At 61.3% G+C, this 19954-nt stretch carries 21 protein-coding genes and 1 tRNA gene; 6 read left to right on the plus strand and 16 right to left on the minus strand.

The window, feature by feature from the left end; genetic code table 11:
• Positions 1-168: 168 nt before the first annotated feature.
• The 3 genes from AC0QTX_RS22635 to AC0QTX_RS22645 are packed head-to-tail and all read left to right on the plus strand — an operon-like array spanning position 169 to position 3169.
• Positions 169-1110 (plus strand): ABC-three component system protein, encoded by a 942-nt coding sequence (locus tag AC0QTX_RS22635; protein WP_474606076.1) that lies wholly within the window; start codon positions 169-171, stop codon positions 1108-1110.
• Positions 1107-1361 (plus strand): ABC-three component system middle component 6, encoded by a 255-nt coding sequence (locus tag AC0QTX_RS22640; RefSeq protein WP_474606077.1) that lies wholly within the window; start codon positions 1107-1109, stop codon positions 1359-1361. Before AC0QTX_RS22635 ends, AC0QTX_RS22640 begins: the two co-directional genes overlap by 4 nt.
• Entirely contained in the window at positions 1358-3169 is a 1812-nt protein-coding gene (locus AC0QTX_RS22645) for an ABC-three component system protein (RefSeq protein ID WP_474606078.1), read from the plus strand. The genes AC0QTX_RS22640 and AC0QTX_RS22645 overlap by 4 nt, the downstream gene beginning before the upstream one ends.
• 109 nt (positions 3170-3278) lie before the next feature.
• On the opposite strand, the gene AC0QTX_RS22650 is transcribed toward AC0QTX_RS22645, so the two are convergent.
• From AC0QTX_RS22650 to AC0QTX_RS22660, 3 genes are all read right to left on the minus strand, one after another.
• Positions 3279-3866, minus strand: coding sequence for a helix-turn-helix domain-containing protein (locus AC0QTX_RS22650; RefSeq protein WP_474606079.1), 588 nt, complete (start codon positions 3864-3866; stop codon positions 3279-3281).
• A 517-nt stretch (positions 3867-4383) separates the two neighbouring features.
• Entirely contained in the window at positions 4384-5085 is a 702-nt protein-coding gene (locus tag AC0QTX_RS22655) for a hypothetical protein (RefSeq protein WP_474606080.1), read from the minus strand.
• Between the two features lie 97 nt (positions 5086-5182).
• Positions 5183-6388, minus strand: a complete 1206-nt coding sequence (locus tag AC0QTX_RS22660) for a tyrosine-type recombinase/integrase (RefSeq protein WP_474606081.1) — start codon at positions 6386-6388, stop codon at positions 5183-5185.
• Positions 6389-6894: 506 nt separating this feature from the next.
• On the opposite strand from AC0QTX_RS22660, the gene AC0QTX_RS22665 reads away from it, so the two are divergent.
• Positions 6895-7089, plus strand: a complete 195-nt coding sequence (locus AC0QTX_RS22665) for a hypothetical protein (RefSeq protein WP_474606082.1) — start codon at positions 6895-6897, stop codon at positions 7087-7089.
• 129 nt (positions 7090-7218) lie between these two features.
• Here the strand turns inward: AC0QTX_RS22665 and AC0QTX_RS22670 are convergent, their stop codons facing one another.
• The 8 genes from AC0QTX_RS22670 to AC0QTX_RS22705 all read right to left on the minus strand — a co-directional run bounded on the left by AC0QTX_RS22670 (position 7219) and on the right by AC0QTX_RS22705 (position 14622).
• Positions 7219-7974: a DUF1236 domain-containing protein gene (locus AC0QTX_RS22670; protein WP_474606083.1), complete on the minus strand. Its 756-nt coding sequence runs from the start codon at positions 7972-7974 to the stop codon at positions 7219-7221.
• A 267-nt stretch (positions 7975-8241) separates the two neighbouring features.
• The gene (locus AC0QTX_RS22675) at positions 8242-8790 is read right to left on the minus strand and encodes an RNA pyrophosphohydrolase (protein ID WP_474606084.1); all 549 of its coding nucleotides are present in this window, start codon (positions 8788-8790) and stop codon (positions 8242-8244) included.
• A gap of 225 nt (positions 8791-9015) precedes the next feature.
• On the minus strand, positions 9016-10332 hold the full coding sequence (locus AC0QTX_RS22680) for a S41 family peptidase (protein WP_474606085.1): 1317 nt from the start codon (positions 10330-10332) through the stop codon (positions 9016-9018).
• Positions 10332-11675 (minus strand): murein hydrolase activator EnvC family protein, encoded by a 1344-nt coding sequence (locus tag AC0QTX_RS22685; protein ID WP_474606086.1) that lies wholly within the window; start codon positions 11673-11675, stop codon positions 10332-10334. The genes AC0QTX_RS22680 and AC0QTX_RS22685 overlap by 1 nt, the downstream gene beginning before the upstream one ends.
• A gap of 4 nt (positions 11676-11679) precedes the next feature.
• On the minus strand, positions 11680-12174 hold the full coding sequence (gene rlmH, locus AC0QTX_RS22690; protein WP_474606087.1) for a 23S rRNA (pseudouridine(1915)-N(3))-methyltransferase RlmH: 495 nt from the start codon (positions 12172-12174) through the stop codon (positions 11680-11682).
• A gap of 74 nt (positions 12175-12248) precedes the next feature.
• Positions 12249-12629 (minus strand): ribosome silencing factor, encoded by a 381-nt coding sequence (rsfS, locus tag AC0QTX_RS22695; RefSeq protein WP_190846999.1) that lies wholly within the window; start codon positions 12627-12629, stop codon positions 12249-12251.
• Between the two features lie 98 nt (positions 12630-12727).
• Positions 12728-13312 (minus strand): nicotinate-nucleotide adenylyltransferase, encoded by a 585-nt coding sequence (locus AC0QTX_RS22700; protein WP_474606091.1) that lies wholly within the window; start codon positions 13310-13312, stop codon positions 12728-12730.
• Between the two features lie 68 nt (positions 13313-13380).
• Positions 13381-14622, minus strand: coding sequence for a glutamate-5-semialdehyde dehydrogenase (locus tag AC0QTX_RS22705; protein WP_474606092.1), 1242 nt, complete (start codon positions 14620-14622; stop codon positions 13381-13383).
• A gap of 187 nt (positions 14623-14809) precedes the next feature.
• On the opposite strand from AC0QTX_RS22705, the gene AC0QTX_RS22710 reads away from it, so the two are divergent.
• Positions 14810-15574 (plus strand): DUF72 domain-containing protein, encoded by a 765-nt coding sequence (locus AC0QTX_RS22710; protein WP_474606093.1) that lies wholly within the window; start codon positions 14810-14812, stop codon positions 15572-15574.
• Here AC0QTX_RS22710 and proB read toward each other — a convergent pair.
• The 5 genes from proB to rplU all read right to left on the minus strand — a co-directional run bounded on the left by proB (position 15544) and on the right by rplU (position 19358).
• On the minus strand, positions 15544-16659 hold the full coding sequence (gene proB, locus AC0QTX_RS22715; RefSeq protein WP_474606088.1) for a glutamate 5-kinase: 1116 nt from the start codon (positions 16657-16659) through the stop codon (positions 15544-15546). The genes AC0QTX_RS22710 and proB overlap by 31 nt on opposite strands.
• Positions 16656-17690, minus strand: a complete 1035-nt coding sequence (gene obgE / locus AC0QTX_RS22720) for a GTPase ObgE (RefSeq protein ID WP_474606089.1) — start codon at positions 17688-17690, stop codon at positions 16656-16658. The genes proB and obgE overlap by 4 nt, the downstream gene beginning before the upstream one ends.
• 145 nt (positions 17691-17835) lie before the next feature.
• A complete protein-coding gene (locus AC0QTX_RS22725) occupies positions 17836-18486 on the minus strand; it encodes a GNAT family N-acetyltransferase (protein WP_474606090.1) in 651 nt (216 codons plus the stop codon).
• Positions 18487-18663: 177 nt separating this feature from the next.
• Positions 18664-18930 carry a 50S ribosomal protein L27 gene (rpmA, locus tag AC0QTX_RS22730; RefSeq protein WP_036355650.1) on the minus strand — a complete coding sequence of 89 codons (267 nt, stop codon included), beginning with the start codon at positions 18928-18930 and terminating at the stop codon, positions 18664-18666.
• A gap of 116 nt (positions 18931-19046) precedes the next feature.
• On the minus strand, positions 19047-19358 hold the full coding sequence (gene rplU, locus AC0QTX_RS22735; RefSeq protein ID WP_036355934.1) for a 50S ribosomal protein L21: 312 nt from the start codon (positions 19356-19358) through the stop codon (positions 19047-19049).
• 263 nt (positions 19359-19621) lie between these two features.
• Here rplU and AC0QTX_RS22740 point away from each other — a divergent pair.
• Positions 19622-19711, plus strand: a tRNA-Ser gene (locus AC0QTX_RS22740).
• The last annotated feature ends 243 nt before the right edge of the window (positions 19712-19954 follow it).

The raw sequence follows: 19954 nt of genomic DNA on the forward strand, positions 1-19954 counted from the left end.
GCTTGGCCTTTTTGCGACGGCCAAACGGCGACGTTCCTGTTAGGGAACGGTTTGATGACACATCAGGCTTGTTAGGATCAGTTAACAAGTATGCCCTTGTCATAATCCTTGCAGTTTAGGAACATTGCCCTTCATCCTCAAACTAGCCCTGCCACCCAAGAAACGTTGATGTCGATCTCAGTTGAGCAAAAAGCACGATGGTCTGATGCACTGGAGTTGAAACTTCGGCGTCTCTCCGGGGACGCCTTTCAGAACTTCTTCTCAGACATGATGGAGGCTCGTCATCCCGACGACTTCATTCGTGTAAAAGCCTCCGGGTCTCTCGGCGACATGAAATGTGACGGTTTCCTCCAGTCGTCGGTGGAAATTTTCCAGTGCTACGGCGCTGATAATGGAGGGGCTAAGAAGGACTCTGTAAACGCTACACTGACAGCCAAGATGGAGACCGATTATCACGGCGCATGTGGCCACTGGTCAGAAATGACAGCGTGGTACATGGTCCACAACTTCGTTGATGGTGTTGGCGCGAAACCCCTCGCCAAGCTGCAAGAGCTTAAAAAGATCAACCCTCACCATAAGCTGTCATTTTTCGGCAAGCCTAGATTCGAGCAGGTCATCTTTGATCTCGAACCTTCTCAGGTTGAGGCCCTAATTGGTAAAGCCACCACTGAGGCAGATTTTCTAAACCTTCAGTCGCCCGAGATTGTCGCGATCATGGATGCGATCATGAAGGCGACATCCGATGATCTCCCCTTGGACCTTAAATTCAAAGCCGTTCCCCTTGACAAGCTCTCATTCAACAATCTCTCCGGCGCATACCAACGAAAGATCGTGATGGGACGCCAGAATGAGACAATCGTACAGTCGCTGCTTGAGGGGCATCCCAATCCGCTATTTGCCACGACCGTCGCCAACGAGTTCAAGCGGCGTTACCAAGATCTGCGCTACCAAGATCTTGATCAGAATGCCGTTATGACCGGACTCTATAACTCGCTTGTTGGTACTGGCAGTGTCTCACCAGAGCGCGATGTTGCCGCTTGGAGCCTCCTCGCATACCTGTTTGAGCGGTGCACAATCTTTGAGGATGCTCCAGTGGAGGAGGACGCTTGATACTTCCGAGCAAACACCTTCGCCAAGACCGGGCTCTGATCGGAGTAGGTGCCGACATCCTTAATGAACTCGACGAGCCGCAAACAGTCTCGGCAATCTGGGATCAAGTACGAGGCCGCCGAGCTATTCGACGTGGCAACTCCTCGTTGTCATTCGATTGGTTCGTGCTTGCGCTTTGCTTCCTAAACGCTATCGATGCTATCGAACTCACTGATGAAGGTCTCGTAGCACGATCCAGGAGCCAGTCATGATCGTCTCGATCAGTAGTGATCTGCCGACTTTCAAGGCTCTGACGTTCCATGAAGGATTGAACATCCTACTGGCTGACCGTACGCAAGAGTCCACAGAGGGCCAAACTCGCAACAGCGCAGGGAAAACCAGCGTCATTGAGGTCATTCATTTCCTGCTTGGCGCCGAAGCTAACAAAGGCTCCCTCTTCCAGACATCAGCACTCGCTAACTTTTATTTCAGAGGCAGGTTGCGGCTCGGTCAGCATGAGATTGAAGTAGCCCGTAAAGGGAATGACGCTAATCGCATTATTCTATCTTCCGAAGACGCGGAACGGATTGGCGTTGAACTCACCCACGACACTAAGACTCGTACAGATTATCTCCCGCTAAAGCGATGGCGAGAAATTCTGGGCCACTTCTGGTTTGAATTACCTCACGATCCGAAAGGCACCCCTTTCGGCGAGTCCTTCTCACCGAGTTTTCGCTCATTGGTGAGTTACTTCGCGCGGCGCAACAAGTTTGGTGGCTTTGCGACCCCTGAAAAACAGGGAGAGAAGCAACAGCCTTACGACTATCAAATCAACCTGTCTTATCTGCTAGGCCTCGACTGGACGATACCACGAGCGATGGAAGAACTGCGTCTGGATGATGCGACGCTCAGAGAACTCCGTAAGGCTATTAAGGAGGGAGCCTTTGGCCAAATCTTTGGCAGCGTGGCCGAGATCCGACCGGAACTCGCACGTATCGAAAGCCGGACGGAGCGTCTTCGCCGCCAACTTGAATCCTTCGAGGTGCTGGATGAATACCGTGAGTTCTCAGTGGCTGCCGCGAGAACCAAGCGGCGAATGCAGGAGATTAGCCACGAGCTTGTAAGAGAGCGACAGACGCTTGCTCATCTCGAACGGATTGTCACAGAGGAGCGTCCGCCAGAATACGCAGAAATCGAACGTCTTTACCGAACTGCAGGCGTGGAGCTGCCCGGAGTAGCCTTACGACGCTTTGAAGATGTAGCGGCATTCCAGAGCTCGGTGGTCGAAAATCGCCGGATACATCTTCAAGAGCAGATTACCGAGACAACGGCTCGGATTGCTGATCTCGATGCCGAGCTGGCCAGCCTCGACCAACACCAATCCGCCATTATGCGTATGCTGGAAGGTAAGGGTGCGCTGGAAGACCACATACGCATGGCTGAGGAACTTGCGGGTTTGGAGAGTCAAGCGACCCTCTTGCGCGAGAAACTTAGGAATGCCGAAATTCTGGAGGGCCGGAAGACGCTCTCTCAGAAGGAACGCGCAACCCTCCTGCAGCGGCTTCAAGCGGACCATCAGCAGCACGAGGCAGAACTCCGTAGCGCCATTCTAAAAGTTGACCGTTCGATCTCCGAACTTTACGACGACCGAAATGGCAATTTCATCGTCGATGCAACGGCCAAAGGACCAGAATTTAGGATCTCTATACAGGGTGACGGAAATCGCGGCGGCATCGACCGGATGGAGATATTCTGCTTCGATCTAATGCTGTTAGAGACCGCCGCTGAGCGCTTCGATGGCGGCCCCGGATTTCTAATACATGATAGCCATCTTTTCGACGGCGTAGACCCAAGGCAGATTAGGTCTGCCATCTTATTGGGTTCGGAAATCGCTTTCGACAACGATTGTCAGTACATCGTTACTCTGAACTCGGAGACGCTCGAGCTAATTAGCGATCCCTTTTCGCCTGTGCTTGCTGGGATTGATCCTGATGCCATCCTCTCTCCAAGACTTTCTGATGACGAGACTGGAGGTCTATTCGGCATTCGTTTTAATCAAGCAGAAACGGCACAGCGCTGAAGCGGCCAGTGCAGCCTATCTCAATGATCTTACGTATCTGAGCAGGCGCACTGTGCGGCTATCATCTCATGCTTTCCTAAGTCCGCCTAACCACTCCCTACATGGTAAACTACATGTGTACCTGTGATGGGACGTGAAACTCGCCTCCATTCATGCTGTTAGTCCCAGCTGGTGGACCGAGAGGCTTCTTTATCTGCCCAGAAGCCGCCGTTTCGATAGGCATTGTCCTCTCGGAGGGAGCGTCAGTCCCACAAGGGACACCGGTTTTTCCATCCCGCCCCCATCGCATGAAGTTTTTGGACGGTGGATTCCTTGTCACGTCACATGCCCATGCGGTTAGACGCCACTCTGATGCATGCCTTTTCTTGCGATCAAAGTGACCTCGACGAACTGCCTCAATGAATCCGTGTTCTACGAGGCGTTGGAATGCTCGTGCGGCGGTGTTCTTGCTCACTCCCATTGCCGTCCCTGCATCGCGGACCGATAGCCCGATGCGGCCATTGTTAGCCCCATTATAAAGCTGGCAGAGTTCAAGATAGAGCGCTCTCTCGACTGTCCCGAGGTTTCGCCAAGCAGGGCTCTCCAATACCCAGTAGTAGAGGCGCACATGGCGTAGTTCGCCTCTAGTACGACCTGTTGCATCATGTCGCCGAGTCCGTTTCATGAGCTTGTCCTTGAGAAGAGTAAGTGTGTGCATCGGAGATCACCGATGACTTTGATGCGTTGCCAGATCTAGATCCGGAGCACTCAATGCACCCTGTGGGTGACGGCATGCCCCCATCCGACTGGCGCTGTGACTGCAAGGCCTGCAGTCTCTTTAGCCGTTATGCGAATGCCTAAAGGCGCTTCGTTCACGGCCGCAAAAAGCACCGTCTCTTTGGGTGGCCTCTTCAGCTACGTCAGCCTCCGAAGTAGAGCGCCGCTGATGTGCATTCATCCATGCTTTGACGGTTGGGATGTGATAGCGAACTGACCGACCCACCTTCATGTAGGGCGGTGTATTCCCTGTCAGTCGGCGCTTGTTCCAAGTGCTTACACTGATGCCGGTTAACTCAGAAAGCGTTCGAACGCTGACGTATTCCTTGAAGGTCATAGTCGCTCCCTCTTTGGGAAACACCCGGTCTCGCCGGGAACGACTATCGTTTACGAGGATCGCCTCTAGCCTGAATACCGGCCCGAAAATGTCCCGAAACGATAATTTCGGGGCATGTACCTCATGTCGCCTTGGCAACTCGGTACGCATCTCTAAGCCTGTTAGAGATTGTCTTGACGGTTAGCGGGGGAAGATCAGGCTTCAACCGACGAACCTCCTCAAACCAAGTAAGTAAGCTACGTGCCTGTTCTGCTAGGCTGTTCTCAACGTGGCCAGCGGCTACCCTCTGCCTGAACTCTGCCTCAACCACATGCATAGAGCTGGGACGGCCAGGAGCCCCTGATGAATAGCCTCGCCCAGCATCAGCCTGCCCCGCAGATCGGACTTCCGAAGGTACGTCCCCGGATTGGCTTCCTGTAATCGAGGGAAAGGCTTGAAACAGTTCTGCTCTGTCGAAAGCGAGTCCGTGCCACCAGTTGGTGGCAGCTGAAAACCTCTTTGGCTTGGCTACAATGAGATCCATGTGACCATCGATTTCGAGGTCAACCCAATCGAGAGCAGTGATTATCTGACGGCGGGTGGAATCAGCGCCTCGATGATCTCCTGAGAAGCCTGTCACGCTGACACGCCCTGTAACACATTGCAGTTGAAGGAGCTTAGCCGCTGCTTCTGCATCGAAAACGGGTCCAACGCCAGGATTTCTCTCAATCAGATAAATTGAGATGCTTTCCAGATCGCCATTTTTCATCCGATCTGCGAAGTCACTATCCCTTGATGCTATCCAGGCGACCGCTTCCCCAGCAGTCATGAATGGATACTCCATACGAATCACCGCCGCACTGCTGATAGGTAGCAAAGAGCAGGTGCCTCAGCCGCATCGGATGACCGGCAGCCTGACGGTTCCTGCACCTCTTAACGTGCTATTTATCAGCTTTCCTACGAAGCTCGACAGTTACTTGCTGAGTCTCAGGCGACAGAGCGTCGGCTGTGGACAAGATTACACCCGCAATACGCTCGGAGAGTTCACGCACAGGATCAACCTGACGCGTTACATACCGCCCAGTCATCGCGAGGGTTTTATGTCCGAGCGCATCACGAAGAATGAGTGCGTTGGCGCCTAACGACGCACCTCGGCTTGCGAAAGCGTGGCGCATGTCGTGAATACGTAGATCCCTAACTTTCGCAGCAGCCAGAACTGCTGCCCAGGCATCACGTATGTTCGATTTGGTAAGTGGGCCATCACCCTTATCGTTGGGAACGACCCACTTCCCGGGGCTCTTCACAGACCGAAGAAGAGCCAGCACTGGACCTGAGAGCGGGACCATTCTTCCTCCTGCTTTTGCATCTCGCAGTCGGAGAACGGCACTAGCAAAGTCCACGTCGGCCCATTCCGCATTCTGCCACTCGCCCTTTCTTGTGCCAGTGAGCGCCAGGAGCTTAAACAGCAGCCGTGCCGATGCTCGGATAGGTGTCTCATCAATGGCTTTCCAAACTGCTCTTAATTCGCCATCAGTTGGAACCCGATCCCGAGCTTTCTCAGGATGAGGGGAGATGCCACGCGCCGGATTGTCAGCGATCAGTTCATCTGCGACGGCAAGAGTAAGCGCCTTACGAAGTATCGCAAGGTCAAGGTTAGCCTGTCTTGGCCGTGTAGTCTGCTTTGCATGCCAGCTTCGAATGTGGGCGCGAGTAAGATCTGAGAGACGGATAGCCCCGAATTCCGGAATTAGGGTTCGATTTATCATCTCCTCGAAGGCTTTAGCCGTACTTGCCTTGCGCTTGGGCTTCCAATGCTGCTCTAGAGCCATCACGAGGACGTCCCTGACCGTAAGCTCCCTCTTCCGTGCCATTCTGGCCCCTGCTGGATCCTCACCATGAGCAACACGAGCGAGGATCCTCTTGGCCTCGTTTCGTGCCTCATCAGGTGTCAGAGGACCGTGCCGACCAATCGACAGCCTCCGTGTAGGAAAGCCTCTCCCCCGCCCAGCTCGGTACTCAACAAGGTAGGTTCTCGATCCGTCGGCGTTGAGCCGCACAGCGAACCCGGTCAGTTCGTCATCCCGGATAACACGCCCGACATCCTCAGAACCCAATCGATCAACTAAACGCTTTGTGATCTTTGGCATGATGCCCCACAGTCCTTTCTCCTCATGTCGTCACCATGTCGGCACGAAGAAGCAAACATGAGGATCGTTCAGGAAAGATGATGCAAGTTATGTTGAGGGCTTTCAAGCCCTTAGCGCATAGTCCGGACACGTGAGGACACGCCCGGAAATCATCCGAGCTAAACTCAAAATCGAGTTCCGCAAGGAGTGCTGGTTCGATCCCGGCCAGGGGCACCATCCCTTTTGAGATGGCACGGCGGAAAGCCGAAGAGCAACCAACAAGCCGAACACTCTGAGCGCTTCGCCCATTGCTGGCCCCGCATGGCTGCTCCTTGACCATCTCAATGGATTATCGCTTTCGGGCTACTCCATCTTCCACGTTGCGTAGACGGCTGCGTTTGGAACAAATGCCCGGGCTGGGGACGTCGGGTGCGAACGGGGAACTTGAGGCTGCCCATGGACAGGGAGTCCCGAGGCGATCACGCCGCATCGAGAATGCGATCAATCCAAGCCGAGAGGGGCAAGTCATGGAATTTGAAATCGAAGCAGTCGCGCGCGCCCTGTATTCTGCCGAAGATGATGCTCAGGTGTGGGAGCAAGAGCCGGAGATCATCAAGAATGAGTTCCGCGAGCATGCTCGGACCGCCCTGGCCTTGCTTGCGCAGCACCGCAGGCAGGAGCGGTACGATTTGCAGGCCGTTGCCTTTCCATATGCTGCGTAAGCCCCTGCTCCCTTTCGTCTCTCACGATCGGCACTTGCAGGCATAATTCTCGATCTCGGAATGAGAATGCCCACGGCTCGCGTGAGCCGTGGGCGCTGGACCCGAGAAGCGTCGTTGCCGCTCTATCGATCAGCCGCGACGTTCGATCACCGTCACGATGCGACGGGTGCGGGGCTCAAGGATAACGACCTGATCGCGCACGACGATGTATTTGCACTCCGGCAGGCCGGTCAGGATGCGCTCAACATTGTCCGGGCAGTCGTACAGGGTCGTCACCGAGGCCGGAATGGTCGAGCCGACGCTGACGCTGAACTCCACATTGGTGAGCGGCTGCACGTTCACGCTGCTGAACGACCGCGAGATCTGCGTCCGCTGCTCCGAGGTTACGCTGATATTCGTCGAGCTCGACGAGTTCGTGCTGCCGGTGGTGGTGGTATTGGCAGCGCCGCCCGTCGTGTTGGATGCATTGCCCGTCGTGCTCGAGTTGCCGCTCGTGCCGCTGGAGGCGGTGCCGGATGTGGTGCCTTGACCTTGCTGCGTCGTACCCTGAGCCGTGCCGGAGGTGCCAGAGGTCCCGGACTTGCCGGACTGGGCGCTGTCGGTCGAGCTGCCGCCCGTCGTGGAGGTGCCGGAGGAGCCGCCGGTGCTGCTGGAAGCAGAGCCGCCCGACGACGTTCCGCTCGTCGAACCGGATGCGCCGCCTGTGGTCGAGCCAGAGGTGCCGCCGGACGAGCCGCCGGGTGTCATGACCGTCGAGCCGCCCGAGGAGCCACCCGAAGCCCCGCCGGAGCTGCTGCCGCCCGAGCTGCCACCCGTCTGGGCCATCGCAGCCACGCTCAGGGAAAGGGTCGCTGCCGCTACACTGGCCAGTAAAGTAACACGCATTGGATGAAACCTCCCTGTGATGGAGGGCCGAAATGGCCCTCCGCAATGGGTATCAACGGAGGTTTTCAGCTAGGGTTCCGTTCCCATCCGGAAGTGTCGGGGCTGTACATCTGCGGTTCATGAACATGAACGAAAACCCTTGAAAAAGCGGCTTTTTTTCAATGAACAGCGTGGTGTTTTGCACCGCATCCAGATGGACCGCGGGCGCCGTGCGGAACCCGTTTCGCGCAGGCATGCGGGGCTCGGTCGAACCGGGGACCGCAACGGTCAGGGATGGGCGGAACTAGTCAGGCGTTGTGGTGCAAGCGGCGCAAAGGCGGCGACCACCTTTTCATAGACCGGCCGCTTGAACGGGATGATCAGGTCCGGCAGGCGGTGCATCTCTTCCCAGCGCCATTCGTCGAACTCGGGCCTGTGGCCGCCTCCGCCCGGCTGGTGGATGTTGATCTCGCTGTCATCCCCCTCGAACCGGAAGGCGAACCACTTCTGGTTCTGCCCGCGGTAGCGCCCGCGCCAGGCACGCCCTGCCACCATGGTGGGCAGATCGTAGGCATACCACTCGGGCGCCTCGGCCATGAGACTCACGGAATGGACGCTGGTTTCCTCATAGAGTTCGCGCAGGGCGGCCTGATAGGGCTCCTCTCCAGGATCGATTCCGCCCTGGGGCATCTGCCAGGAATAGCCATCGGACGCCGCATCGGCGTCGGAGCGGCGCCGGCCGATGAAGACCAGGCCTTGCTTGTTGATCAGCATCACGCCGACGCAGGAGCGGTAGGGCAGATCCTTTCTGGCCTGTGATCCTCTTGCGCTCCTCATCAACACTCACTCCCTTGATCACGAAACCCGAATGCAGCCGGTTCTTGATAGTGCCGGCGCTTGGTCATGGTTCCGAAGCAGGAAGAGAGAGTGCCGCTTCGCCGGCCCTCGCACAAGCTTTTCCGCAGGGCTGCGGAGGCCCCGATAAAGAAAGGGCCTGACGGGATTCCATCCCGTCAGGCCCTTTTGCATCACTGTCTCTTGAACGAAAGGACGAGTCTGTCCTTAGTTCGGCGTCGTGGTCGTGTTGGCCGCGCCCTTACGGACGCCGTGCAGCAGGTCATAGGCCGCGATCAGCTGCTTGTCCTTGCTCGCATCCGGCGGAATGTAGGCTGAGGAACCGCCGCGCTCTTCCTTGTCGCCGCCATTCTGCAGGTGGCCGCGCAGACCGGCCTCGCCCTTGGTCTCGTCCTTGCCCTTCAACTCCTCGGGGATGTCCTGCAGCACCTCGACGTCAGGATCGATGCCCTTGGCCTGGATCGAACGGCCGGCCGGTGTGTAGTAGCGCGCCGTGGTCAGGCGCACGGCACCGTTGCCGCCAAGCGGGATGATGGTCTGCACGGAGCCCTTGCCGAAGGAACGGGTTCCGAGAACCGTCGCCCGCTTGTGGTCCTGAAGGGCGCCGGCCACGATCTCGGAAGCCGAGGCCGAGCCGCCGTTGACGAGCACCACCAGGGGCTTGCCCTTGGTGAGATCGCCAGCCTTGGCGCTGAAGCGCTGGGTGTCCTCGGCGTTCCGGCTGCGGGTCGAAACGATCTCGCCTCGGTCGAGGAAGGCGTCCGACACCATGATCGCCTGGTCGAGCAGTCCGCCCGGGTTGTTGCGCAGGTCGATGACGAAGCCTGCCACCTTATCGGCGCCGATATCGGTGGTGAGCTTGTCGATGCCCGCGCGCAGAGCCTCGTAGGTCTGCTCGTTGAACTGGGTCACGCGCAGCACGCCGATGTCGCCCTCGACGCGGGCCCTTACGGGGCGCACCTTGATGGTCTCGCGGGTCAGCTTCACCACCACCGGATCCTTGGCTTCCTTACGCTGAATCTTGAGGGTGACCGAGGAATTGACCGGGCCGCGCATCTTGTCGACCGCCTGGTTCAGGTTGAGGCCCTGGACCTGCTCGTCGTTGATGTGGGTGATGATGTCGTTGGCCATCACGCCGGCCCGGGAGGCCGGAGTCTCGTCGATCGGGGTTACCACCTTGACGAGGCCTTCCTCCATGGTGACCTCGATGCCGAGGCCGCCGAACTCGCCGCGGGTCTGCACCTGCATGTCGCGGAAGCTCTTGGCGTCCATGAAGCTCGAATGCGGATCGAGGGAGGTCAGCATGCCGTTGATGGCAGCCTCGACCAGCTTGGCCTCCTCAGGCTTTTCGACGTAATCCGTGCGGACCTTCTCGAAGACGTCTCCGAAAAGGCTCAGCTGGCGGTACGTGTCGGCCGAGGCGGCAACCGCGCTCATGCCCGACAGGAGGCTGGTCTGCGACACCATGGTCGCGCTGCCTGCGCCGATGGCCGCACCGAGAATCAAGAGGGATAGTTTGCGCATTATCCGCGAACCTTTTCGCTTTGCGATTTTGCCCACCAGGGACTTGGATCGATTGAACCGCCGTCTTTCCTGAACTCAACATAGAGGACGGGATTGTTCTTTTCTATGGCGGCGCCGATCAAACTCATGAGAGGAGCCTCTCCCATGGTTGCAACGGGCTCGCCGGCGAGCACGAACTGCCCGACATCGACATTGATTTGGTCCATACCGGCCAGAAGAACATAGTATCCCCCACCGGCATTGATGATCAAGAGTCGACCATAGGAGCGGAAGGGGCCCGCAAAGGAGACCCACCCGTCCGCCGGGGATACCACGGTTGCATTCTGCCGCGTCGTGATCGAAATGCCACGCGTCGTTCCGCCATACCCGTCCGAGGCGCCGAACTCCAGGGTCGTCTCCCCGCTGACCGGGCGCGGCAGCAGGCCCCGCGCCTCGGCGAAGGGGATTTTCGGCGCCAGCCGCGCCGGGTCCCGGAAGGCCAGCTGGGCGAATTTCTCGCGGGTCTCCTTTTGCTGGGCTTCGGCTGCCTTGCGGGCCTCATCGGCAGCTCTTTGCGCCCCTGCAATCTCCGCTTCCATGCGGTCGACGAGTTCCTTGAGCGTTCCTGCCTGGCGGGCCAGCTCCTCGGCTTTCCGCTGCTCGGCGCCGGCATTGCGCTCGACCTCGGCGATGCGGTCCTGCCGGGCCCCCATGAGGGCAGCGAGGCGCTCCTGCTCGCGGGTCAGCCCCGTGAGCTCTCCGTTCAAGGTCGCGCGGTCCGCGGTGATCGCGTCCTTCAGGCGAACGAGCTCGGTCAGGTCCGTCGCCAGGATCTCGGCCTCGACGCGCAGCTCAGGCAGAACAGCCCCCAGCATGATCGAGGCGCGCACCGCCTCGAGCATGTCCTCGGGCCGCACCAGCACAGCCGGCGGCGGCCTGCGGCCCATGCGCTGCAGGGCGGCGAAAACCTCGATGATCACCCCCCGCCGGCTCTGCAGGGAGCGGCGAATCGCGGCCTCGCTGGAGATCAGGGTCTGAAGCCTCTGCTCCAGGCCTCGAATTCGGTCTTCGATGCCGCGCACCCGCTCGGCCGTCCCGATCAGAGCGGCATTGAGCTTTGCCCGATCCGCCTTGATGGTCTCGATTTCAGCCTCGAGGCGCCGGCGCGCCTCGGCATTGGCCGTGATGGCCTCCTCCAGTACCTTGAGATCCTGCTCCCGGCGCGCCTTCTCCTCGGCCGTTTCGGCCTGGATCGCAGGCGCAGGCGCGGGCTGCTGGGCCCCGGCGGGGCTCAGGCTGGCAGCAAGGATCCATGCGGCAAATCCGATGGCCTTGCGGGAGGAAAAAAAATGAAAGCGCGTCATCCGATCAGGAATCATCGTGGCCGGCGCGATGATAAGGGTGACCGGCGATGATTGTCAGGGCCCTATAGAGCTGTTCGGCCACCAGCGCCCGCACAATCTGGTGCGGCATCGTGAGCGCCCCGAAGGAAACTACGAGCTCGGCGCGCTGGCGGAGCTTGGGATCGAGGCCGTCAGGCCCGCCGATGACGCAGGCTATTCCCGCGCGGCCTTCATCCCGCCACTGCCTGATTCGGTCCGCGAAAGCCTCGCTCGACGGACTCTTGCCGCGCTCGTCGAAGACGACCAGCACGGAGGAACCGGCTTTCTCCAGAAGGCTTGCGGCCTCCTCGGCCCGGCGGTCGTCGTCCCGGCGCGCGCGGCTCTCCGGCAGCTCGACCATGTCGAGCCCGGCCAGACCCAGAGCCCGGCCCATGCCCTCGACCCGTTGCCTGTATCGCTCGACCAGCTCCCGCTCGGGGCCGCTTTTGAGACGGCCCACGGCCAGCAAGCTCAGTCGCACGATAAAAGCCTTGTCATGTCAGCATCGCATGATCTTGATCGGGCAACCGATGACCACTTGCCCGGATCATGCTTTTAGCTGGCGCGGTCCTGCGGGCGGTCGGCGCCCCACATCTTCTCGAGGTTGTAGAAGCCGCGAACCTCGGGACGGAAAACGTGGATGAGCACGTCGCCGGCATCGATGAGCACCCAATCGCAGGCCGGCAGGCCTTCGACGCGCGCGTTCCCGAACCCCTTGTCCTTGAGGTCCTTGATGACGCGCTCGGCGATCGCGCCGACATGACGGTCGGAGCGGCCTGAGGTCACGATCATGGTGTCGGCAAGCGAGGTTTTTCCGGCCAGGTCGATCTCGACCGTGTTCTCGGCCTTCATGTCCTCGAGGGAGGCCAGGGCAGCGGCCCGGATGTCCTCTGCGGCAGGAGCGTCCGCTCCGGCGAGAGGAGGAAGCGGGTTCATGTCCGCTTCGACGGAGGATAGTCGGTTCAGGTTCAGACCCTTTCTCATCAGCACTCGGAGGTGCCGACCCTTAAGATAATGCGGGAAGGCCCCATTTTTCAACGTCCTTCGGTGGGAGAAGTTCGTCGCAACCGGCGCAGCTGGGTGGACGACAGATGGGACCGGGGCCCGTGCAGGAAGACCCAGGCGGGCGGCTTCAGGCCCAGTAGAGCGCGGGCATCGGCCTCATCAATCCGGGCTCCCGACAGAGCCGTGGCGCTGCGGGAGCGGACCGCCTTCAGGGTCCAGCCGGGTCGGTCGATGATGGCGACCGGCATCATGCGGGCGATGCGCCGCCACCCCCGCCAGCGGTGGAAGCTCGCCAGATTGTCCGCCCCCATGATCCAGACGAACCGGACATTCGGATAGCGCCGCTTGAGATAGGACAGGGTATCCACGGTGTAGCGGGCGCCGATCTCCTCCTCGAAGGCGGTCACGTCGATGCGGGGATCCTCGGCGACCTGCCGGGCCTCCTCCACCCGCATGGCCGTGGTGGCAAGTTCGCCCGTGTCCTTCAGGGGATTGCCCGGCGTGACGATCCACCAGACCCGATCGAGGCGAAGCCGCTTGAGGGCCATGAGGCTCACGTGCCGGTGCCCCGCATGGGCCGGATTGAAGGACCCGCCATAGAGGCCGATCCGCATGCCGGGGGCGGCCCGCGGCAGACGGGCCAGGCCCGAGGGCCCGATGCGGAAGCGGGAGGGGCTAAGCTTCACGGGCGCGTCTGGCCCGAGCCGCGGATGCGGTACTTGAACGAGGTTAGCTGCTCGACCCCCACGGGCCCGCGGGCGTGCATCCGGCCGGTGGCGATGCCGATCTCGGCCCCGAAGCCGAACTCGCCGCCATCGGCGAACTGGGTCGAGGCATTGTGGAGCACGATGGCCGAATCCACCTCCGTCAGGAAGCGCCCGGCGGCGGCCTCGTCGTCCGCGACGATGGAATCGGTGTGGTGGGAGCCATGGGTCTCGATATGGGCAATCGCCTCGTCCAGACCGTCGACGACCCGGACCGAGATGATGGCGTCGAGGTACTCGGTGCGCCAATCCTCTTCCGTGGCGGGAACCACACGGGGATCGACCACCTGCACGGCCTCGTCGCCGCGCACGGCGCAGCCCGCTTCGAGCAGCATGGAAACAAGAGGCCTCAGATGCGTCTCGGCGCAGGCGCGGTCCACCAGCAGCGTCTCGGCCGAACCGCAAACGCCCGTGCGGCGCATCTTGGCGTTCAGCACGATGTTCTTCGCCATCTCCAGATCGGCCGAGCCATGCACGAAGACATGGCAGATGCCCTCCAGATGCGCAAAGACCGGCACCCGGGCCTCCTCCTGCACCCGCCCCACGAGGCTCTTTCCCCCGCGCGGCACGATCACGTCGATATGGCCGTCGAGCCCCGACAGCATGGCGCCCACCGCCGCCCGGTCGCGGGTCGGGACGAGGCGGATGGCGTCAGAAGGCAGGCCGGCCTGCTCCAGCCCCGCCCCCATCGCCTGCGCGATAGCGAGCGACGTTCGGAAGCTCTCGGAGCCTGTACGCAGGATCGCGGCGTTGCCGGCCTTGAGGCACAGCGCGCCCGCATCCGCCGTCACGTTGGGGCGGCTCTCGAAGATGACGCCGACGACGCCCAGCGGCGTCGCCACGCGCTCGATCTGGAGGCCGTTGGGGCGCTCGAAGCGGGCGAGCACGCGCCCGACGGGATCGGGAAGATCGGCGATGCTGTCGACCGCAGCTGCAATAGCTTCGAGACGCTCGGCATTCAGCATGAGGCGGTCGATGAAGGAGGCAGGCTGCCCCTTGGCCCTCGCCTCGGCCAGGTCCTGTTCATTCGCGGCGAGAATCGCATCCGCCTGCGCCCGGATGCAGCCGGCCATCGCCCGCAGGGCCGTGTTCTTGTCCTCGGGGGAAGCCAGGGCCACGCGCCGGGCGGCGACCCGTGCGCGGCGGCCAAGCTCGCGCATGAGAGCAGGAACGTCCGGCTCTCCAACCGAAGCCGCACCTGGCGCGTTGAGATAGTCGGCGAGCACTTCTGAAATCAAGGCGCGAATGTCGTCCATGTCCAAGTCCCGGCCCCTGATGGCCTCAGGGGAAATGCCTCATTCGGAACCCATAGCACGGCAGGTGGCTCCGGAGCCAAGCCGCTCCACCTTGCCTGAGATCCGCATCGGAACTTCGGGCTGGCACTATCGGTCCTGGCACGGACCTTTCTACCCGGCGCGTCTGAAGATCAAGGATTTCCTGTCCTACTACGTCCAGCGCTTCGACACGGCGGAGATCAACAACTCCTTTTACCGGCTTCCCACCGAGCAGGCCGTTCGGGCCTGGCACGATTCCACGCCGAAGGGGTTTCTGTTCGCCTGGAAGGCCTCGCGCTTCATCACCCACATGAAGCGGCTGAAAGGGATCGAGGAGAGCATCGACCTCATCTTCGGCCGGATGGACGGCTTAGGCGACAGGTTCGGCCCGGTCCTGTTCCAGCTGCCGCCCACCTTCAAGGCCGATGCGGAGACGCGGGAGCGGGTGGCGCGCTGTCTTTCGCTCGTGCCGCAAGGGCGGCGCTGCGCCTTCGAGTTCCGACATCCGAGCTGGTACGAGGAAGACACTTTCCGAATTTTACGCGATCACAACGCGGCGCTCTGCATATCCGACCACGCGGACGCGCCGGCGCCCTGGGAAGCTACGGCGGATTTCGTCTATGTGCGCGCGCACGGCACCAATGGACGCTATGCGGGCAGCTATTCGGCCGAGACCCTGCAGGACTGGACCCGTTGCATCGCCGATTGGCGTAAGGACGAGCGCAGCGTCTATGTCTATTTCGACAACGACATCAAGAGCGCCGCGCCCGGGGACGCGCAGACCTTGCTGAGGCTCCTGGATGAGGATCAGTCGCTCAGCGCCATGTCGTCCCGGTGAACCATCTCGGTGCGGCCGGGATAGCCGAGGATGCCTTCGATCTCGCGGCTCGGACGACCGAGGATGCGTACCGCATCCTCCGCGTCGTAAGCCACGAGCCCCCGGCCGAGCACGCGGGCCTCGCTGCGGATGATCACCGCGTCGCCGCGATGGAAGGAGCCCTCAACCCGGCGCACGCCCACCGGCAGCAGGCTCGCGCCGCTCTGGAGCGCACGGGCCGCACCGTCGTCCACAGTGAGCGTGCCGCGCGGCTCAAGGGCTCCGGCGATCCAGGTCTTGCGGGCGGTGGCGGGATTGGACGGCGTGAGGAACCAGGTGCAGCGCCCGTCCTCGGCCACGCGCTTGAGGGGATTTTTCGTGCGGCCGTCGGCGATGATCATGTGCGTGCCGCCGGCCGTGGCGATCTTGCCGGCCTCGATCTTGGTGCGCATGCCGCCGCGCGACAGTTCGGAGGCCGCGCCGCCCGCCATGGCCTCGATGGCCGGCGTGATGCGCTCGACCACCGGGATGTGCTCGGCCTTCGGATCGGAGGCTGGCGGCGCCGTATAGAGGCCATCGATGTCTGAGAACAGCACCAGGAGGTCGGCGCCGATCATGGTGGCGACCCGGGCCGCCAGCCGGTCGTTGTCGCCGTAGCGGATCTCGGACGTTGCAACCGTGTCGTTCTCGTTGATCACCGGAACGGCGCGCATTTCCAGGAGCTTCAGGGTCGTTGCGCGGGCGTTCAGGTAACGCCGCCGCTGTTCGGTATCCGCGAGCGTCACCAGGATCTGCCCTGCCGTGATGCCGTGATGGGCCAGCACCTCCGACCAGATGCGCGCGAGCGCGATCTGTCCGACGGCCGCGGCCGCCTGGCTCTCCTCCAGACGCAAGGGCCCGGACGGGAGCCCCAGCACCGTGCGGCCCATGGCGATGGCCCCGGAGGAGACCACGAGAACGTCGGCGCCCTTGGCATGGAGATCGGCAATGTCCTCGGCGAGCGCCGCAAGCCAGGCATGGTTCAGCCGTCCCCTCCCGCGATCCACAAGCAGCGCGGAGCCGACTTTCAGGACGACGCGGCGGAACTGGCTGAGTTGCGGTCTCACGGATGCCACTCGTCCTGGGTTTGAGCCGGCTCGTCTTCGATTTTGGCCTGATCGATCACGGCGAGGAGCGCCTGCAGCACCTCCTGGACGCCTTGGCCTGATGCGGAAGAGATCACATAGGGCGTCCGCTTGCTGGCCTTCTTCAGCTTCTTCAGCTGGTCCTTCAGAGTATCCTCGTCGAGGGCATCCGCCTTGGACAGGGCAACGATCTCGGGCTTCTCGTCCAGGCCATGGCCATAGGCCTCGATCTCGTGGCGCACGGTCTTGTAGGCCTCGCCCGCATTCTCGCTGGTGCCTTCGACCAGATGCAGCAGTACCCGGCAGCGCTCCACGTGGCTTAAGAATCGGTCGCCGAGTCCCACGCCTTCCGACGCGCCTTCGATCAGGCCGGGAATGTCGGCCAGCACGAACTCGCGGTTATAGGCGCGCACCACGCCGAGACCGGGATGAAGCGTGGTGAAGGGGTAATCGGCGATCTTCGGCTTGGCCGCCGTGGTCGTTGCCAGGAACGTGGACTTGCCGGCATTGGGAAGCCCGACCAGGCCCGCATCCGCAATCAGCTTGAGGCGCAGGATGAGCGTGCGCTCGATGCCTTCCTGACCGGGATTGGCCCGGCGCGGCGCACGGTTGGTCGAGGAGGTGAAATAGGCATTGCCGAAGCCGCCATTGCCGCCCTTCGCCAGCAGGACCCGCTGGCCCACATGGGTCATGTCGGCGATGACGGTCTCGCCGTCCTCCTCCAGGATTTCCGTGCCGGCCGGAACCTTCAGCACCGCATCGGCCCCCTTGGCGCCATGCCGGTTCTTGCCCATGCCGTGGCCGCCGGTCTTGGCCTTGAAATGCTGCTGGTAGCGGTAGTCGATGAGGGTGTTGAGACCCTCCACGCATTCCGCCCACACGTCGCCGCCGCGGCCGCCGTCGCCGCCGTCCGGCCCGCCGAACTCGATGAATTTTTCACGGCGAAAGGAGATGGCGCCGCCACCGCCATTGCCGGAGCGAATATAGATCTTGGCTTGGTCGAGGAATTTCATAACCCGCATCCTTTACGAGACCGGAGCATTTTTCGCAAAAGCGGATCTGCTCTCGCGGTTAAAATGCTGCCGTCCACGTCGATCGTGCGGGAGCAACGCGGACAAAAGAGAAGTGCTCCCGAACCCATTCGGGAGCACTTCGATGCTAGCTGGCGAGAGACATCTCCCGCTCCACCTCGACCTCCACGGAGAGAGGCTCGCGCACGAATCCGGTATGACCCCAGCTCTTCAGGCTCTCCCAGGTGCGCCGGTCGAGCCGGAAGTGATCCACCGGATAGAGGCCGCACCGGGCGGGCAGCTCGGAGAGCCCGGCTCCCTGATAGGCAAAGCCGCACTTCTCCAGCACCCGCCGGGACCCCGGATTGATCACCCGAGCGCAGGCCGTGATCTCATCCTCCTCGCCATAGGCGAAGAAGGCGTCGATCATCGCGCGGACGGCTTCCGTGGCATAGCCCTTGCCCCAGTAGGGGGTGCCGAGCCAGTAGCCCAGGTTCGGCTTGCCCGTGTCCGGGTCCGGCCCGATGCCCACCATGCCGATGAGGCTGTTGGGCTTAGCCACCGGCGTGATGGCGAGCTGCAGGCCCTGGCCGTCCGCATTGGACCGCCGGGACTGGTAGATGAACCGCTCGGCGGCGTCCGGATGGTACGGATGCGGAATTCGCGCCGTCATCTCCGCGACCGTTTTCTCCCCGGCGAGGCGTACGATGGCTTGGACATCCGCAAGACGGGCCCAGCGCAGCCACAGGCGGCGGGTCTCGAGGCGGAAAACATCGTCACGGGTGAGGTCGGGAAACATCGTCTTGCTCCGATCCGAATGGGCCTCCCTGGCCCGGAAAACACGAAGGGGAGGTGGACATCCCACCTCCCCTGTCGTTTCGGATTGGAGCTTGGCCTTTATGGGGCCTGTCTGGAGCTCTTCATCCGCCGGGTCGGTGTGATGCCGGCGGGAGCTCCTTCGTTTCGCTCTCGCCGTTTACTCTGCGGCCTCTTGGGCCGGTACGACCGATACAAAGGCTCGGCCTTGACGCGTCAGGAATCGGACTCGGCCATTGGCCGTGGCAAAGAGGGTGTGGTCTTTGCCCATGCCGACATTCGCGCCGGCATGCCATTTGGTGCCGCGCTGACGAATAATAATGTTGCCGGCGACAACCTGCTGATCGCCGAAGCGCTTGACGCCCAGACGACGGCCTGCCGAGTCGCGACCGTTGCGAGACGAACCGCCTGCTTTTTTATGAGCCATGGGTAACTCCCGTGTTCCTTGAATGAGCCCTGCCTTTCGGCGGAGCCGGCGCAGCCTTTTCGGCCGCAGCCTTGTGTTCTACCAAATTTGAGCCGCTGAGCGGCTCTCGCCTCACCTTACGCGCGGATCTCGGTGATCCGCACCACGGTGTAGTCCTGGCGATGCCCGCGCTTGCGGCGCGAATTCTGCCGACGGCGCTTCTTGAAGGAGATGACCTTCTCGCCGCGGGTGTGTTCCACCACCTCGCCCGCCACGGTCACGCCCTGCATGAGGGGGGCGCCCACCTGGGTCTTGCCGTCGTTCGTGACCATGAGAACCTGGTCGAACGTAACGGCGGTGCCCGGCTCGCCTGCGAGCGTGGCGACGGTGATGACGTCGTTGGCGGCAACGCGATACTGCTTGCCGCCGGTCTTGATCACTGCGAACATCTTGATCCTCGTGTTCAAACCCAAGTCTCAGCGGGGAAAGACCCGCCGGATTGGCTTTTTGGCAGTTTCCGGCTTCGGTTCACGGCAGGCTCAAGCCGCCGCATGGATATGCGCAGGCACTCGTGCCCGCCCATAGAGGACGCCTACCTACCGGCGCCCCCCGTCCTTGTCAATCAAAAACCTTGCTTTTGGCGCTTGAAGACCCGCCAAGCCCATGATATCCACCCCGCCTCAACCAGCGGGCCTCCAGGCCTTCGCACCCCGGAGAGGTGGCAGAGTGGTTGAATGCACCGCACTCGAAATGCGGCATACGGGGAACCGTATCGGGAGTTCGAATCTCCCCCTCTCCGCCATAACTTCATGATAAGACATTGAAACTCCTCCAGAAATTTCCGAAGCCTCAGATTTGGCCCTAACATTGGCCCCAACATCGAAGCACGGCTCCGCTTCTCTGCGTGTGATACGAGTAGTCGGCTAACCACGCCTTTACGGAAATTCGACGTACTTCCAGGATGTGCCGATTTCGTTGAAAAAGTCCTCGTGATTAGCGACGGATCGTGATTCCCTGATCGGGCATTCTCAGCGGAGGATCGGGC

It is taken from the genome of Microvirga sp. jy35 (assembly GCF_056148915.1).